Annotated in this window: 15 protein-coding genes; 3 read left to right on the top strand and 12 right to left on the bottom strand. The window is 61.3% G+C overall.

Annotated features, from left to right (window positions below; all coding sequences use genetic code 11):
• Positions 1-30: 30 nt before the first annotated feature.
• Positions 31-1,029, bottom strand: coding sequence for a 2-dehydropantoate 2-reductase (locus IV109_RS14200; RefSeq protein ID WP_296697584.1), 999 nt, complete (start codon positions 1,027-1,029; stop codon positions 31-33).
• Positions 1,030-1,045: 16 nt separating this feature from the next.
• Entirely contained in the window at positions 1,046-1,492 is a 447-nt protein-coding gene (locus IV109_RS14195) for an Mpo1-like protein (protein ID WP_296697580.1), read from the bottom strand.
• A 133-nt stretch (positions 1,493-1,625) separates the two neighbouring features.
• Between IV109_RS14195 and IV109_RS14190 the strand changes: the two genes are divergently transcribed.
• Complete coding sequence (locus tag IV109_RS14190; protein WP_296697579.1) at positions 1,626-2,732, top strand: SPOR domain-containing protein; 1,107 nt, start codon at positions 1,626-1,628, stop codon at positions 2,730-2,732.
• Here the strand turns inward: IV109_RS14190 and IV109_RS14185 are convergent.
• The 5 genes from IV109_RS14185 to IV109_RS14165 form a co-directional block, all read right to left on the bottom strand.
• Positions 2,722-4,404, bottom strand: a complete 1,683-nt coding sequence (locus IV109_RS14185) for an isovaleryl-CoA dehydrogenase (RefSeq protein WP_296697576.1) — start codon at positions 4,402-4,404, stop codon at positions 2,722-2,724. The two genes, IV109_RS14190 and IV109_RS14185, sit on opposite strands and share 11 nt — an antisense overlap.
• On the bottom strand, positions 4,401-5,198 hold the full coding sequence (locus IV109_RS14180; RefSeq protein WP_296697573.1) for a PaaX family transcriptional regulator C-terminal domain-containing protein: 798 nt from the start codon (positions 5,196-5,198) through the stop codon (positions 4,401-4,403). The genes IV109_RS14185 and IV109_RS14180 overlap by 4 nt, the downstream gene beginning before the upstream one ends.
• A gap of 113 nt (positions 5,199-5,311) precedes the next feature.
• Positions 5,312-6,475, bottom strand: coding sequence for a phospholipase A (locus IV109_RS14175; protein ID WP_296697571.1), 1,164 nt, complete (start codon positions 6,473-6,475; stop codon positions 5,312-5,314).
• Positions 6,409-6,852 (bottom strand): hypothetical protein, encoded by a 444-nt coding sequence (locus IV109_RS14170; protein WP_296697570.1) that lies wholly within the window; start codon positions 6,850-6,852, stop codon positions 6,409-6,411. The genes IV109_RS14175 and IV109_RS14170 overlap by 67 nt, the downstream gene beginning before the upstream one ends.
• A 14-nt stretch (positions 6,853-6,866) precedes the next feature.
• Complete coding sequence (locus tag IV109_RS14165) at positions 6,867-9,017, bottom strand: ATP-dependent helicase (RefSeq protein WP_296697568.1); 2,151 nt, start codon at positions 9,015-9,017, stop codon at positions 6,867-6,869.
• Between the two features lie 86 nt (positions 9,018-9,103).
• Between IV109_RS14165 and IV109_RS14160 the strand changes: the two genes are divergently transcribed.
• Positions 9,104-10,069, top strand: coding sequence for an AEC family transporter (locus IV109_RS14160; RefSeq protein WP_296697566.1), 966 nt, complete (start codon positions 9,104-9,106; stop codon positions 10,067-10,069).
• Between the two features lie 34 nt (positions 10,070-10,103).
• Here IV109_RS14160 and IV109_RS14155 read toward each other — a convergent pair whose 3' ends face one another.
• From IV109_RS14155 to IV109_RS14135, 5 genes are all read right to left on the bottom strand, one after another.
• A complete protein-coding gene (locus tag IV109_RS14155) occupies positions 10,104-10,313 on the bottom strand; it encodes a hypothetical protein (protein WP_296697564.1) in 210 nt (69 codons plus the stop codon).
• A gap of 160 nt (positions 10,314-10,473) precedes the next feature.
• On the bottom strand, positions 10,474-11,142 hold the full coding sequence (locus tag IV109_RS14150) for a histidine phosphatase family protein (RefSeq protein ID WP_296697561.1): 669 nt from the start codon (positions 11,140-11,142) through the stop codon (positions 10,474-10,476).
• 153 nt (positions 11,143-11,295) lie between these two features.
• The gene (locus tag IV109_RS14145; protein ID WP_296697558.1) at positions 11,296-12,234 is read right to left on the bottom strand and encodes a PhzF family phenazine biosynthesis protein; all 939 of its coding nucleotides are present in this window, start codon (positions 12,232-12,234) and stop codon (positions 11,296-11,298) included.
• Positions 12,231-13,451: a PLP-dependent aminotransferase family protein gene (locus IV109_RS14140; protein WP_296697554.1), complete on the bottom strand. Its 1,221-nt coding sequence runs from the start codon at positions 13,449-13,451 to the stop codon at positions 12,231-12,233. The genes IV109_RS14145 and IV109_RS14140 overlap by 4 nt, the downstream gene beginning before the upstream one ends.
• Positions 13,452-13,497: 46 nt before the next feature.
• Complete coding sequence (locus IV109_RS14135) at positions 13,498-14,109, bottom strand: LysE family translocator (protein ID WP_296697552.1); 612 nt, start codon at positions 14,107-14,109, stop codon at positions 13,498-13,500.
• Between the two features lie 133 nt (positions 14,110-14,242).
• Here IV109_RS14135 and IV109_RS14130 point away from each other — a divergent pair, with 133 nt between their 5' ends.
• On the top strand, positions 14,243-15,685 hold the full coding sequence (locus IV109_RS14130) for a PLP-dependent aminotransferase family protein (RefSeq protein WP_296697550.1): 1,443 nt from the start codon (positions 14,243-14,245) through the stop codon (positions 15,683-15,685).
• The last annotated feature ends 18 nt before the right edge of the window (positions 15,686-15,703 follow it).

Below are 15,703 nucleotides of genomic sequence, written 5' to 3'. Positions count from 1 at the left end.
CTCCTTGTTCGCCGGCCCGATTCGCGGTGCTTACTGCAACGCCCGTAGCAAAGCGTCGCCTCCAAAGGCTTTGTGTGGGCCTGCCTCGGCAGTCCGAATCAATGCAATCATTCGCCGATTCACCGGGGCGTCCCGGCCACATGACTCAGCCAGTTTGACGACCGCGCCATTCAGGTAGTCCACCTCGGTGCGACGGCCAGCCTGCAGGTCTTCCCACATGGACGACCGTGCTTCGGGGTCCATGCGAAGCATGGCCGCGGCCACTCGGCGAAACAGCAGGTCAGGCAAGCGCAGCAGTGAGGGCAGCATGCGGGGCCCCACGCGCCCCACTTTGGCCGGCTGGATGCCCGCTGCGCGCAGAACCTGCAAGGCCTCCTCAATCAGGAGGGTAAGGCTGCGCCGGTAAGCGCGTTGCGATAACTCGGTTTTCAGAGGCAGGTCCGACAGGGCGTTGACTGGATTGTTCAGATTCAGCAGCAGTTTTCCCCACTGCACGGCAGCAAAATCGGCATGCATCACCAGCGGCAAATGGGCTGCGGCGAAAGTCTTCTGCCAAACTTCCAGCGCGGGGGATGCCTCCACAACCATTTCTCCTTCGGTTCCCCGGTGCAGTCGACCATCTGGCAATTGCACGACATTGAATGGAACCATGCCCGCCAGCACCGTGCTGTCAGGCAGAAATTCACGCAAGGTGTCTGCATTGCCAATGCCGTTTTGCAGACTGATGACCATTGCCGTCGGCTTGGCATGGTCGCGAATAAGCTGCCCGGCTGCAGCGGTATCGGCGCTTTTGACGGTCACCAGGATCAGATCAGCGCTGTCCAGAGCCGCAGGATCTTCTGCATAGGCGATTTGGGCACCCGTGAGCTCGCTGCGATGGCCGTGCAAATCCGTCAGGATCAGGCCCAGGCGAGCAAGGCGCTCGCGCATGCGGGCGCGTCCGATCAGAATGACGTCAGCACCGCTGGCGATCAGGCTTCCTCCTACATAGGCGCCAATCGAACCGGCGCCAAAAATGGCAATTTTCATCGGGATGGTGCAGGTGTCAGTACGCAATGTGCAGGCGACGATACAAAAAGCTGAGTACAAAGAGCGGACCGATCAGCAAAAACCGCAAATCATCGAAGAACGATGGCTTCTTGCCTTCGATCTTGTGGCCGATGAATTGCCCGATCCACGCCACGACGAAAACCGAAATCGAGATGCCCAGGATCTGGCCTTGCGGCAGGATGGACAGGATGCCCAGCATGGCGCCCGACATCAACAGCATGCCCAGCGCAAAAGGCGTGGACAGTGTGACGTAATACACCAGCGATAGCAATGTGACTGCCACCGCAGCCAGCGGATGAAGTGCCCAGATCAGTCCCAGAAATGAAAAAACAATCACGGGGACACAAATGAAATGAATCACTTCATTGGTCGGGTTGAGATGGCTTTCAGAATAAGTGGCGATAAGGCGGGTCACTTGTCGAGTGTCGGAACTCTGCTCCATGTCGTGCTCCTGTGGAATTTGTAGGGAAGGCCGGCGCATCTTACTTCGGGTGATGGGGTGTGCATTAAACTGGACTTACCGCGAACCCCAACGGCATCTTACTGAAAACTGTCTCTATCCAGCCGGCATACCCATGACAACTGATCAAGTGAATCCGGAGTCCACTGACGTCACCACAGACTTGTACAAGGCGGCCATTGGCGTCAGAAATCAAGACTACTACTTGCGTTGCTTCGCCAGGTTTGATGCGGCCGGCAAGACGGGTGTGACCTGGAACTGGTCCGCCTGTTTGGCCAGCTTGAACTGGCTGGTTTTCAGAAAAATGTGGGGGCTGGCCCTCTGGTATGTGAGCCTCTTGATCACGTTCGCGCTGCTGATTTTTGGTATCGGCAAGCTGGTATTCAACTACTCCGAGATGACGGAGATGGGTCTTGGCGTCCTCTTTGTGCTGATGATCTTTGTCCCACCGGGTCTGTACGCGAATGCGGCGTATTACAGATTTTGCGAGAGACGCATCACCAAAGCCTTGGTGTCGGATGCTGGCGTGCAAGGAGCCTGTGAATTGCTCGCCAAGGATGCCAGTTCCAGCCGGCGCTGGTATGTGCTGGCGGTGCTCAATGGCGGTCTTTTGGCGCTGCTGGTCGGCTTCATATGGCTTGCGCCCGGCCTGAAAGTGCTTGAGAAACTGCAGGTGGCGCCGGTGGGCTTGGCTTCGTCCGACGCCAGCGTTTCAATGGAGACCAAGCCGGCAGTCCCAACCCCCCGCCAGTTACCCGCTGACCTGCCCGCCAGTGCTCCGGCAGTGATCACAGGCGTGAGCGATCTTGTCGCCGTTGCCCCGGCTGTACAGGCCGCTTCGAGCAGTGCGCCAGCGCCAATCGCCGGCATGGCAGAACAGGTGATTGCATCCGCCAAGCCCGCCGTGATCGAAGAAGTGGCGCAGCCTGCTGTGGCGCACAAGCCGGTCAAAGGGAATAAGGCAGAAGTAGCAGAAGTGGCAGGCAAACCTGCTCAGCACTATTTCATTCAGGTGGGGGCATTTGCCGATGAAGGCAATGCGCGCAAGGTAACCGAGAAGCTTGAAGCGATTGGCCTCAGTCCGGTTGTCCAGACCCTGGACGGCGCACATGGCAAATTGACACAGGTTCGCGTCGGGCCTTTTACGCTCAGGTCTGAGGCCAGAAAGGCCGCCGCCAAAATTGAGGCGCTGGGGTTGCCAGCGCTGTTTGTCAAGGTTTAACCGGTGTCGCCCGGGCAATGATCGCTGCGGCGTCCACGCCGCGCGGCAGGGTGCCATAGTTGTGGTGACCCACCTGCGTCAGGCGCGAGTGGCAGAAGGCATCGCTGACAAACGCGGGCGCATGGCGCACCAGCAATGACGCCTGCATGGCCAGGGCCATGCGGTCCACCACGTCACGAGCCCGGTACTCGAAATCGCGCAAGTCTTTCAGGTCTGCGGCCAGGGTGGCGACGAAACTATCCAATGCCGGATGTGCACCTTTGGCCCTGGCCACTTCGGTAAAGAAGGCCTCCAGCACTGCCGGCGTTTTGGAGAGCGCGCGCAATACATCGAGGCACTGCACGTTGCCGCTGCCTTCCCAGATGGCGTTCACCGGTGCCTCCCGGTACAGGCGCGGCATCATGCTGTCTTCCATGACACCGCTGCCGCCAATGCACTCCATGGCCTCATAGGCGTGGCCAGGCGTGCGTTTGCAGATCCAATACTTGCCAACGGCGGTGACCAGGCGCACCAACAGGTCTTCGTGCTCGTCGGCCCGGTTGTCCATGGCGCGGGCCATGCGCATGGTCAGCGTCAGCGCGGCTTCGCTCTCCAGTGCCAGATCGGCCAGCACGTTTTGCATCAGGGGCTGCTGGTTCAGCACCTTGCCAAAGGCCGAGCGGACCGCGCAGTGGTGCAGCGCCTGCGAGGCGGCCATGCGCATGCCTGCGCTGGAGCCGATCATGCAGTCAAAGCGCGTCATGCTGACCATCTCGATGATGTTGCGCACGCCCCGGCCTTCTTCACCGACCATCCACGCCAAGGCGCCGCGCAGTTCGGTCTCGCTGGAGGCGTTGGAAGCGTTGCCCATTTTTTTCTTGAGCCGTAGCACCTGCATCGGGTTCTTGCTGCCGTCCGGCCGCCAGCGTGGCAGCAAAAAGCAGGAGAGGCCGCCGGGCGCCTGCGCCAGCACCAGGAAGGCATCGCACATGGGGGCTGACACAAAGTACTTGTGCCCGACCAGCTCATAGGCCTGGCCGGGGCCGCCCGTGCCTATGGGGTAGGCGCGTGTGCTGTTGGTGCGCACATCGGAGCCGCCTTGTTTCTCGGTCATCGCCATGCCGATGGTGACGCCCTGCTTTTGTTCGACGGGAACATTGCGCGGGTCATAGACGCGGGCCGTGATCTTGGGCTCCCACACACTGGCCAGTTCGGGCTGCAGGCGCAGCGTGGGCACGGCGGCAAAGGTCATGGTGATGGGGCAGCCGTGGCCTGCTTCCACCTGGGTGTGCATGTAGGTCCTGGCCGCGCGTGCCACATGGGCGCCGGGGCCGGGCGCTGTCCAGGGCGAGGCATGCAGGCCATGTTCGATGCTGGTCTTCATGAGCTGGTGGTAGGCCGGGTGGAACTTCACCAGGTCGATGCGGTGGCCGAATCGGTCATGGGTGTCGTATTCGGGCTGAAACTTGTTGGCCAGCTGGCCCAGTTCCAGGTAGTCTGCCGAGCCGGTCAGCTGGCCGAACTCGGTGAGTTCGCGCTCAGCCCATTGACCTCCCTCGCGCTGCACGGCTTCACGCAGGGCTGGATCTTCGGTGTACAGGTTGTAGTTGCACAGCTCGCTGGACAGGTTGCTCACTTCATGGGTGTCGGCCAGATAAAGCGAACCAGGTGCGGTTTCAATACGGGTGTTCATGAGGTCATCTCCAATGCGATAGATGTAAAAAAATGATTCCAGATGGCACGGCCGGCGTCATCAAACCGTTGGACACACTGGATGAACGCGTGGCGCTCGGCAGCGTCGACAAAAGGCTCCGGCAGCAGGGGGTCAAACACCAGTTGATGGATGGCCTTGCCGCCCAGCAGCAGCGATTCACGCGCCGCCGTGTCCAGTGCCAGTCGGTGCGCGTTGGCCAGCCAGGTTTCCATTTGCAGACGCAACTGGCGGTAGGTTTGGGTCAGCGCCTGACCGTCCCACAGGCTGGCGATTCGTGCTTCACGCGCGGAATCGAAACCACTGGCCAGGAATACGGGCGCATCCCGGTCCAGCCCGAGTTTGTACAGGCGCTGACACACGACGTCGATATGGGCTTCGATGTTGTCAGGGCGAATATGCAGACCACGCTCCAGCTCCTGGAAGCCCAGCATCTGCAAGGCGCGCTCGCGCTGGCGCAGTGCCACGCGGTCGCTGCGCCCCAGCGCGCCGCAATGCACAGCGATGTAGCCGCCAGTCCAGGGTCGCAGCCGTGCCTCGGCCTGGCGCCAGCTGGCCACTTCGCCTGCGAGGTCGGTGGCCGCCGGCCCCAGGCGGTAGGACCCACGGCCTGCGACCTCGATCAGGCTCGCGGCAGACAGGCGGGCCAGCGTGACGCGAAGGCTGTTTTCGCTGATCCCGAAAAGCGAGCCTGCCAGGATGGCATCGCGTGCACTCATGGGCTTGTCACCCACAGCGAGCATCAGATCAAGGATCAGGTTTTTGGGGTTGATCACGGTATTTAAATATTACTAATTTAATCAAATAATGATTTATTTGGTAATAAAGTATGACGTGACTGTGGCGTGATGTCAATGGCGGTGCAGCGCCATGGCAGGCTTGGCGGGGTTTACCAGTCGATCAGGCTCAGGCCAACACTCAGCACGGTGCGGCGGCGGTTGTAGTCCAGCAGGGAGTCGCCATAGCCGGTGAACAATTGGGTGTGAAAGCGCAGGCCGTGGTAGCCACCCACGGTGTTGCCATTGCCAATGTTGCGCAGCCATTCCAGGCGGACCGAGCCATTGGCATCTGCATTGAGGGAATGGCGCACGGTGATGCCCAGGGTGTTGTCTTTGTTGACGTTCCAGAAGCCCGCCACCTCTGCCCGGCCGACCATGTCGGTGATGCCGGGGTTGTCGTCATCTGCCGAGTCTTCGTTCAGGCGTTTCCATACCTTGGCCTGCAAACGGAATCGATCGTCCTTTTCCATGCCGGCCATCAGCACGGCCCGGTTCCAGCTGCGCGACAGTGGCAAGGACTGGCCGTTGGACTGGTGCACCAGGCTCAAGCCGCTGTAGCGCAAGCGCCATCCCAGTGGCAGGGGCGCATCGGTGGGGTAGACATACGTGATTTCCGGTTCATGATCGGTATTGCGAAACGGGCGGGAGAGCTCGCCTGTGAACAATTGCCAGTAGGACTGCTGGGTATAACCAAACCACAGTGAATCGCGCAGCAGCGACTCCTGGTGGGTCAGCAGGCCCTGTGCAATCTTGGTGCGAACCGAGAGCTGGATGCGGGTCTCGTTGGCGCTGTAGGGCTGTGCCGTTGCCACCGTGTGACCGGGTGTGGCCGAGGACGGCTGGCTGTTGGTGCTGTCTGATCCGATCCACGACAGGCTGATGGGTTTGTAGCCCCGAATCATCAAGGTACCGCAGTCGCTTCCGGCCTCCAGTTCCCAAAACCGGGAAAGCTCGGAGTACCGGGGGTTTTTGCAGTCGCGGTCGGTTTGCGTGCTTGCGGTGTCGATGGGCGCGGGTTCGGGTGCTGGGGTCGGGGCTGGCGCGGAAAGCGACGCCATGCCCGGGGGCTGCTGTTGTGCCGCCCAACGGTCAAAGCAACGCAGCCGGGCCTCACTGTCCGCGCTCAGCTTCGCGCAGTGCTGCCAGCCGCTGTCGCTGGCTGGCGTGAGGGCCTGGGCCTGCACACTGCCTGCCGGCAGCGCCAAGGCTATTGCCAGCCCGGCACTTTGCGCAAGACGAAGGGGTATGAGGTCTGGGTTGAATCCTTGTGCCATGTTCCTCGAATCTCCTTGCCGCATGAGTTTTCCACCACCTTGCCGAGCCAGGTGGCTGTGATGCGTTGTCCGTCGCTGGATTCTTCCAGTGTGAACTCACCATTGTCCACGTCGCCCGCGACCAGGGCCTTGGCGCCATTCCGATTGACGCCACCGCTGACACTACCGCTCAGTTCGGGATGTCTTTCAAACAGCACAGTCGCGCCCTGGGCTTGGCCCTCAAACTCGGCACGCCACAAACCATAGAGGTGCAACGGCGTGATTTGAGAGGGCGACGGGCAACTGGCAGGCGATGATGTTGGGGCATCATTCTGGGCTGAAGCCGTCGTCGACATTGCCAATAGCGCTATCAAAAATACAGCATTCAGGGGTCTCATGAACGTTGCTGTCCTCAAGTCGGGCGCCCCAGGGCCTGTGCGGCAGCCGAGTCCTGGGCTTTCTTGGCAAACTCGGCGCGCAGTGCCTTGAGCTTTTCGCGCGGGTCTTCGCGCACCGTGGTCTTGTCCAGCCCCATCTCGGCGATGAAGCGGCTGGGTTGGGCGGCAATCATCTCGCGTCCCTTTTTTCGTTTGCGGGTCCAGCTCACCGTCAGGCTGCGCTGGGCCCGGGTGATGCCTACATACATCAGGCGGCGTTCTTCCTGCAGATGCGTGGCCACGGTTTCATTGGCCGCCTCGTCTTCGCGCTTGGAGCCTCCCACCGACGCGGCACCTTCACCGCTGTCCTTGAGCTTGAACGGCAGCATGCCTTCCGTCACGCCGACCAGCATCACGTGCGGCCACTCCAGTCCCTTGGCGGCGTGCAGGGTGGAGAGTGTCACCACGTCCATGTCCTTTTCGCGCTCGCTGATGGTGGAGAGCAGGGATACGGTCTGCGCTACCTCCAGCAGCGACTTGACCTCGTTCGTGGTGCTGACCCCGGCGGCATCATCAATCTGCCCGCCGCAGCGCGCCGACATCCAGTCGCAGAAATCCATCACATTGGTCCAGCGGGCGGCCGCCACTTTTTCACTGTCTTCGCCGTCGTACAGGTACTTTTCGTAACCAATTTCCTTGAGCCATTCCAGCAGAAAGGCCCGCGCATCTTCGGCGCCCAGGGTACGCCGGGCGCGAAACTCCAGGTCGTTCACATAGCGGCCAAACTCATGCAGGCTGCCCACGGCCTTGGCGTTGAGCAGGCTGCCCAGCGAGGCGGAGAACAGGGCCTCGAACAGGCTGACTTTGTACTTGCTGGCGAAAATTCCCAGCTGCGCCAGTGTCTGATGGCCAATGCCGCGCTTGGGCGTGGTGACGGCGCGCAGAAAGGCCGGGTCGTCGTTGTTGTTGATCCACAAACGGAACCAGCCACACAAATCCTTGATCTCAGCCCGGTCGAAGAAGCTGGTGCCGCCCGAGACCTTGTAGGGAATCTGGGCTTTGCGCAAGGCTTTCTCAAAGGTCTTGGCCTGGTGGTTGGCACGGTACAGGATGGCGAAATGCCGGAACTCCTGAAACTGCGGTCCGCCACTGCTGGTGCCACTGGCACGCAGGCTCTGGATGCGCGCCACCGTGCGCTCGGCTTCGTGTTCCTCGCTGTCGGCGTCCACCACCCGCACCGGCTCGCCTTCGCCCAGGTCGCTCCACAGGTTTTTCGGGAACAGTTTGGGGTTGGGGCCGATCACATTGTTGGCCGCGCGCAGGATGGCCGAAGTTGACCGGTAGTTCTGCTCCAGCTTGATGACCTTGAGCGCGGGGAAGTCGATGGGCAGCTTCTTCAAGTTGTCCAACGTGGCGCCGCGCCAGCCGTAGATCGACTGGTCATCATCACCCACCGCGGTAAAGCGCGCGCCAGCGGCTGCATTGCCGCCCACCAGCAGCTTGAGCACCTCGTACTGCGTGGCGTTCGTGTCCTGGTATTCATCCACCAGCACATGGCCCATCAGCCCCTGCCATTTCTGCCTGACCTGCTCGTGGTCGCGCAGCAGCTTGAGGGGCAGGGTGATCAGGTCGTCAAAGTCCACGCTTTGGTAAGCGCTGAGGCGTTCTTCATAGTGCGCCATGACGCGGGCAATGATGCGTTCGTTGTCGTCCTTGGCTTGTCCCGCTGCTTGTTCCGCATTGAGTCCCTGGCCTTTCCAGCCACTGATGACCCATTGCCAGGATCGTGCCGTGGCCGCGTCGACCGTGCCGCCTGCATCTTTCAGGATGCTGGTGATGTCATCGGTGTCCAGAATCGAGAAAGTCGGCTTCAATCCCAGCGCTTCGCCGTCCTGGCGCAGCATGCGCACACCCAGCGCGTGAAAAGTGCAAATCACCACCTCTTTGGCATCGCGACCAATCAGGCCCTTGGCGCGTTCGCGCATCTCGGTGGCGGCCTTGTTGGTGAAGGTGATGGCGGCAATGCGCTTGGGCTCCAGTCCGGCCTGAATCAGGCGACCTATCTTGTGAGTGATTACTCGCGTCTTTCCCGAGCCAGCGCCAGCAAGCACCAGGCAGGGGCCATGCATGAAATTGACGGCTTCTTGTTGGGCCAGATTCAGGCCATGGGAGGGGGGGGAGGACATTCAGATATTCGAGGCGAAGCCGGGAATCATACAGAGGCACCCGCACCGCGATGAGCGCAGCCGCAAACGCGGGGACAATACCGCCTGTGCTGCAAATTCTTCTGGTCACCTTTCCCTTCTTTGCCCTGGTGCTGTGCGGCTACGTCGCCGCGCGTCGGCGCATGCTGCCGCTGGAGGCTATTCCGGGGCTGAACACTTTTGTGCTGTTCTTCGCCTTGCCCTGCATGTTGTACCGGTTTGGCTCGACCACGCCGCTGGCCCAGTTGCTTGATGCGGGGGTCTTCATGACCTACCTGTTGTGCGCATTGGTCATGGTTGGTTTTGCGGTGGCGGTCAGCCTGAATCAGCGAATTCGATGGAACGATGCCTCTTTTGGCGCCCTGGTGGCGGCATTTCCAAACACGGGCTTCATGGGTGTGCCGCTGCTGGTGGCCTTGTTGGGCCCGAAGGCCGCCGGTCCTGCCATCGTGACCATCGTCGTGGACATGGTGCTCACCACCTCGCTGTGTATTGCGCTCTCGCGGCTGGATGGGGCTGACAAGCACGGGTTTTCGCATGCCGCGAAAAATGCACTCAAGGGTATGTTGTTCAATCCCATGCCCTGGTCCATCCTGCTGGGCACGGTGGCCTCGGCCGTGAGCCTGGAGTTGCCCAGGCCGGTGATGCAAACCGTGGGGCTGCTGGCTGATGCCGCCTCGCCCGTGGCCCTGTTCACCATTGGCGCGGTGCTGGCGCGCTCGCAGATGCTGGCCGCGGCCAACCAGCATGCGCCTATACCGCTGCGTGATTACCTGCCTGTTGCGGGACTGAAGTTGTTTTTGCATCCGGTGTTGGTGTTGGTGGTCGGGGCCGGTGCCATCCGGCTGGGCATGCCGCTGGACCGCTTTGCCCTCACGGTGCTGGTGCTGGTGGCGGCGCTGCCAAGTGCCAGCAACGTCTCACTGCTGGCCGAACGTTTTGGGGCGGATAACGGGCGTATTGCCCGCATCATTCTGGTGTCGACGGCGGCGGCATTCCTGACTTTCTCACTGGCGGTGAGATTGCTGACCTGACACCCTGCACCGCAAGGCGAACGCGCCCGGCCGATCAGGGTAGGCGAGGCTCGTGCAGCCTGGCCTGTTCCAGTATTTGATCTTTCAGCAGCGCTGCTGCATCGTCCTCATGCGCATACAGCGCAAACTGGTAGTCATGCAAAGCCAGGGACAGATGGACCAATGCGTCCCGTAAATCCGTCAGGCCCTGGATCACCTCGGTCATCGTGGGAGTATCCGCTCCGTCGGAATAAGGTGTTGCCATATCAAGTGCCATAAATCCGATTGGCACATGCGCAGCCCGGCATCAGGGCTACCCTTGAATTCAAGTTTTTCATCAAGCATCCTCCAGGAATTGACAGTACTGTGTACCCGTCAGAACCCGGAATTGTTGCGAGATGTCAAAAACGTAAAAAGTTGGCGACTCAGGTGTAGGTGATCCAGCTGTTGTAGTCCGCATGCTCCAGATGCGGCAGGGTGTTGTAGGTCAGCAGGGTGTGGCGCTTGGGATTGAAGGCAAATTCGGTGATGGCGCTGTTGCGGATGCGCATATTGAGTTCGATGGTGGTCTCGGGCATGGTGCCCAGCACATGACCCACCGCTGTTGAAATCGGCCCGCCGCTGGAGACGATGAGCACATTGCCTTCGCAATGCTTGCGCACATGCTCCAGTGCGCTGGTCACGCCATGCTGGAATTCGGGGTAGCTGGGCATGCCCTTGGGGCTGACCACGCCGTTCATCCACTGGGTCAGGCCGTCGCGCAACAGCCGAAAGTGGTGGCGGTACATCTCGGGCGTGTCCGGTTTCTCCAGCTTGTGGTCGTGCATGGTGGCGATGACGGCCTCGCTGTCGTATTCGTTCAGGCCCGGCCAGACCAGGGCTTCCAGATCAAAGCCACCGCCTTGGCGGATACCAGCGTAGGTTTGTACCTGACGGCGCAAGGTGCCGGTAAGCACAGCATCGAAAGTGATTCCTTTTTGGCGAAAGTATTCGCCAAGGCGCACACTTTGCTGTTGGCCCAGCGGGCTCAGGTTGTCGTAGTCTTCGGCGCCAAACGAAGCCTGGCCATGGCGTACAAGATAAAGGGTTCCCATGCCGAGAATCTAAGGCAAGTGGCGCTGGCGTCCTTGTCGCAAAAGCGACGAAAGCTAGAAACGAGATAGCGCTTCAGCGCACAGTGTGGCGTCCCTGCATGATGATCCGGATTCATGCGTGAATGTAAGTTTCGTGAATGGTGTTTGGCGTGCTCAAAGCTCGACTTGCCCGCTGATGCAGGTGACCGATTCACCGCCAACCCAGACCTGCCCCTGGCCGTCCTGCTCAATGTGCACGCGGCCGGCGCGGCCCAGACAAACGCCTTGCGATGCCACGTAGCTGCTGGTGGCCAGGCCTTCTGCAATCAGCCACTGTGCCAGGCTGGCGTTGAGGCTGCCGGTAACCGGGTCCTCCGCGATGCCTGCCGGCGCGGCAAAAGCCCGCACTTCGAGCGTGCAGCTGTCCGTGGCGGGGGCTTCTGCCGCCACCGAGCGGGGTCCAAAGGCGCGCGCCTCGCGGTTTGATCGGGCTATTAAAACAGTAGCAGATTGCGTGAATTCCACGCTGGCGACGCCTACTTTTTGCCCCATATTTTTGAGTGCAAGATGATCTGGTGTGAGTTGCAGCACGGTTTGACGGCTGTCCAGCAGCAGGCTGAGCCAAACGGGTCCGTTGTCCAGTATTTGCGCGGCCACGATCTGGTGCGCGCTGAGTCCCAGTGCGCCAGCCACCTTGGCCAACAGCGCCGGGCTGGGGTTGCTGCGTTTCAGTGGTGGCGCGGCGAAGGCCAGGCGGGTGCCGTCGCGGCGTATGCGCACCAGACCGACCTGGCACTCCTGCACGATTTCCCCTTGTGCCCGGACTTGGCCGCCCGCTTGCAGCCAGGCGTGGCAACTGCCCAGCGTGGGGTGACCGGCAAACGGCAGTTCACCGCCGGGTGTGAAGATGCGCACACGGTAGTCGGCTCCGCCCGCGCTGCCTTGCGCGCTGGGTGGAAGCAGAAAGCAGGTCTCGGAAAGATTGGTCCAGTGCGCGAAGTGCTGCATCTGCGCGTCGTCCAGGCCCGTGCCATCCAGCACCACGGCCAGCGGGTTGCCGAGGTAGGGCTCGCCTGTGAAAACGTCAACCTGTTTGAAGGGGCGGGTTTTCATGGCGTGCGGCCCTTTGTCTCACGAATTGCTGCGGCCAGCATCGCAATGCCCGCATTGATCTGCTCCACGCTGGCGGTGACGAACGACAGGCGCAGCGTGCGCGGGTCGGCGTTATCGGCATAGAAGGCGGCGCCGGGTACGAAGGCCACACCTTTGTCCACGGCGCGGGACAGTAGCTCAATGGCACTGACACCTTGTGGCAAGCGTGCCCAGAGAAACATGCCGCCCACGGGGGTGTTCCACTGAACATCCAGTCCCTGCATTTCGCGCTCAAGTGCTGCCAGCATGGCGTCGCGTTGTGTCTTGTACAGCGCACGGATCGTGGGCACGTGGCGCTCCAGAAAGCCACCTTTCATCACGTCGGCAATCATGCGCTGGTTGAAACTGGGGCTGTGCAGGTCGGCGGCTTGTTTGGCTTGCAGCAGTTTGGGCATCAGGGCAGGTGGGGCCACCATGAAGCCCAGGCGCAGACCCGGTGCCAGCACCTTGGAAAATGAGCCCAGGTAAACGCAGCCTGCGGGGTTGCGAGCGCTCAGTGGCAGCGGCGGGGGCGCATCAAACCAGAGGTCGCCATAAGGGTTGTCCTCCACGATGGGCAGACCCATCTCGGCAGCGGCCTGAGACAGCGCGGCGCGGCGCGCTTCGGACATGGTGCGGCCGGTGGGGTTCTGGAAATTGGGCAGCACATACAGAAAGCGCGGCGCCGTTCCGTCACGATGCACCCGTCGAAGATCTTGTACGTCAATGCCCTCGTCATCGCTGGCCACGCTCACGACAGTGGGTTCCATCGGCGTGAAGGCCTGCAGCGCGCCCAAGTAGGTGGGTGTTTCCACCAGAATGCGGCTGCCCTCATCAATCAGTACCTTGGCGATCAAGTCCAGGCCTTGCTGCGAACCCGTGGTAATCAGGACCTGGGATGCATCCACTGTCCATGGCAGCATCGCCGCAACCATCTCGCGCAAGGGTGCATAGCCCTCGCTGGCGGCGTATTGCAGGGCGGCTTGGCCATAGGCTTCGCCCTGGCCGTGCAAAACGGATTCGCAGGCGGCGGCAAACTCGGCGATGGGAAAGGTCTTGGGCGAGGGCAGGCCACCGGCGAAGCTGATGATGCCGGGCTTCTCCGTGACCTTGAGGATTTCGCGGATCACCGAAGGGTTCATCTTCTCGGCGCGCCGGGCCAGCGTCCAGGGCGAGGACTGCGCGGGCGTTGTGTTCATGTGGTTTCTTTCTTGTGTGAATGTTTCATGTCGCATTGTCATCGCATCAAAACGTGGCCATCCAGATGGCTGTCGCAGCCAGCACGAGCGCCATGGCGCGGTTGAACCAGCGCAGGCGCAGGCCCGAGTTGTCTGGCCCACTGAGCCAGTCTCGCAGCAGGGCGCCGATGAGTGCGTAGGTCAGGTTGCTCAAACCGCCAAAGAGCAGCACGACGGGCAAGATGATGGCAAACCGGTTCGGCCCGTCCGCATGACCCACCAACCAGCCAGCCACGATGGTGAGCATCAGCATCCAGGCCTTGATGTTGACGAATTGCAGCATCACGCCCTGCCAAAAGGTGATATTCAATTGCGTTGCTTGGGCCTGGTTCAGGGCGCTTGAACGGGCCAGTTTGAACGCCAGCCAGAGCAGATAGGCAATGCCCACGGCCTGGATGGCGAGGCGCAGCGGCGGCAGTGCCACCACCAAGGCGCCGACGCCACCGGCACACAGGGTGAGAAGCAGGCCCCAGCCCAGCGGGACTGCCAGGACAAAATGCAGTGACCGTCTGAGGCCCAGATTGGCCGCCAGCGCCGTGGACAGTGTGGTATTGGGGCCGGGCGTGAAGGTGGTGGCGGTGCTGAGCAGCAGCAAGGCAGTGAATTCTGCGGCGGTCATGAGAATCTGCTTGAAGTGTTCATGGATGCAACTGTATAGTTGAAAGCAGCACACTGGCAGTACAGTTATCAAGACATTTTGCATATCTGTATTGCTGGTTTTGACAGCACAGCCCGGCGCGAAAGGTCCCCTCATGTTGATGAAAACAGCTTCGCAATCGCTGGCAGAGCAACTTTCCGGTCGCTTTGCCGAGCGCATCCGCACGCGTCTGCTGGCCCCCGGTTCGCGCTTGCCCTCGGTGCGCCAGTGCGCCCAGCAGCAAGGGGTGAGTCCATCCACGGTGGTGGCTGCCTACGACCAGTTGCTGGCGCAGGGCCTGGTGGAGGCGCGCCGAAACCGTGGATTTTTTGTGCGGGAACTGGCAATACCCTCCGAATTTATTGCCGAGACAGCTATTGATTTAATAGCGAATGCCCACCCGGCCCGGGTGCAGGCGGGCTTTCAGACCCAGCATGTGCCCGTCAGTGCAACGGCCTTGATCCGCGGCATGTTTCAGGGCAGCAGCGACAAGCCCCAGCCGGGTACGGGCGTGTTTCCGTCCGATTGGCTGGAAACCACTTTCCTGCCGGCGGCGGTGCGCCGGGTTACCAGCACGCGTGCGCTGCATGCGTTTTCCCTGCACTACGGTGAACCGGCCGGGGACCTCGGTTTGCGCAAATCGCTGTCGCAAAAACTGGCCGGCCTGAACGTGCAAGCCACACCTCAGCAAATCATCACCACGGTGGGGGCAACGCACGCACTGGACATCGTGAGCCGGACCCTGTTGCGAGCCGGGGATTATGTGATGGTGGAAGAGCCCGGCTGGGCGATCGAGTTTGCGCGTCTGGCGGCGTTGGGCATGCGCATTCTGCCGGTGCCGCGTCGTGCCGATGGTCCGGATCTGGAGGTGATGGCGCGCTATTGCGAGATTCACAAGCCCAAGCTGTTCGTCAGCGTGAGCGTGTTTCACAACCCCACGGGGTACTGCCTCACGCCAGGCAGCGCGCATCGGGTACTGCAACTGGCCAATGCGCATGACTTCTCGATTGTCGAAGACGACACCTACAGCCACATTGCGCCCGAACATTCGACCCGTCTGTGTGCGCTGGATGGACTGCAGCGAACGATTTACGTCAGTGGCTTTGCCAAGATTCTGGCGCCGGGCTGGCGGGTTGGTTTTCTGGTTGCCCCCACTGCGCTGGTGGAGCGCCTGACCGATACCAAATTGCTGGGCACGCTGACCACGCCTGCGCTGCTGGAAAAAGCTCTGGCCTGGTGCATTGACCAGGGGCAGCTGCGCCGCCATGCACAGCGTATTCGCACCCGGCTTGATTTGGCCCGTGCCCGCAGCGTGAAGCTGGCGCTGGCCGCCGGCTGCACTTTTGCAGCACCGCCAGCGGGCCTGTTTGGCTGGGTGGATACCGGCGTGGATACCGATGCACTGGCGCAGCGCATGCTGGATCACGGCTACCTGCTGGCCCCGGGGGCGCTTTTCCATGCCAGTCGCCAGCCCAGCACACACATGCGCATCAACTTTGCAACCACGCAGGATGCGCAGTTCTGGAAAGTGTTTTCGACAATACGCAGCGAGATGTGAGAGCCCGTCCGCTCTGCC

The sequence above is a fragment of the Rhodoferax sp. genome, from assembly GCF_018780565.1.
In the GTDB taxonomy this organism is placed as follows: domain Bacteria; phylum Pseudomonadota; class Gammaproteobacteria; order Burkholderiales; family Burkholderiaceae_C; genus Rhodoferax.
The sequence above is the reverse complement of the archived record's forward strand: the minus strand, read 5'-3'. Positions and strand labels throughout refer to the sequence as shown.

What these genes read in the sequence shown, in the direction of transcription:
- IV109_RS14200 (WP_296697584.1), bottom strand. Translation starts at nt 1,029, where the DNA reads ATGAAAATTGCCATTTTTGGCGCCGGTTCGATTGGCGCCTATGTAGGA.
- IV109_RS14195 (WP_296697580.1), bottom strand. Translation starts at nt 1,492, where the DNA reads ATGGAGCAGAGTTCCGACACTCGACAAGTGACCCGCCTTATCGCCACT.
- IV109_RS14190 (WP_296697579.1), top strand. Translation starts at nt 1,626, where the DNA reads ATGACAACTGATCAAGTGAATCCGGAGTCCACTGACGTCACCACAGAC.
- IV109_RS14185 (WP_296697576.1), bottom strand. Translation starts at nt 4,404, where the DNA reads ATGAACACCCGTATTGAAACCGCACCTGGTTCGCTTTATCTGGCCGAC.
- IV109_RS14175 (WP_296697571.1), bottom strand. Translation starts at nt 6,475, where the DNA reads ATGGCACAAGGATTCAACCCAGACCTCATACCCCTTCGTCTTGCGCAA.
- IV109_RS14170 (WP_296697570.1), bottom strand. Translation starts at nt 6,852, where the DNA reads ATGAGACCCCTGAATGCTGTATTTTTGATAGCGCTATTGGCAATGTCG.
- IV109_RS14165 (WP_296697568.1), bottom strand. Translation starts at nt 9,017, where the DNA reads ATGTCCTCCCCCCCCTCCCATGGCCTGAATCTGGCCCAACAAGAAGCC.
- IV109_RS14155 (WP_296697564.1), bottom strand. Translation starts at nt 10,313, where the DNA reads ATGGCAACACCTTATTCCGACGGAGCGGATACTCCCACGATGACCGAG.
- IV109_RS14150 (WP_296697561.1), bottom strand. Translation starts at nt 11,142, where the DNA reads ATGGGAACCCTTTATCTTGTACGCCATGGCCAGGCTTCGTTTGGCGCC.
- IV109_RS14145 (WP_296697558.1), bottom strand. Translation starts at nt 12,234, where the DNA reads ATGAAAACCCGCCCCTTCAAACAGGTTGACGTTTTCACAGGCGAGCCC.
- IV109_RS14140 (WP_296697554.1), bottom strand. Translation starts at nt 13,451, where the DNA reads ATGAACACAACGCCCGCGCAGTCCTCGCCCTGGACGCTGGCCCGGCGC.
- IV109_RS14135 (WP_296697552.1), bottom strand. Translation starts at nt 14,109, where the DNA reads ATGACCGCCGCAGAATTCACTGCCTTGCTGCTGCTCAGCACCGCCACC.
- IV109_RS14130 (WP_296697550.1), top strand. Translation starts at nt 14,243, where the DNA reads ATGTTGATGAAAACAGCTTCGCAATCGCTGGCAGAGCAACTTTCCGGT.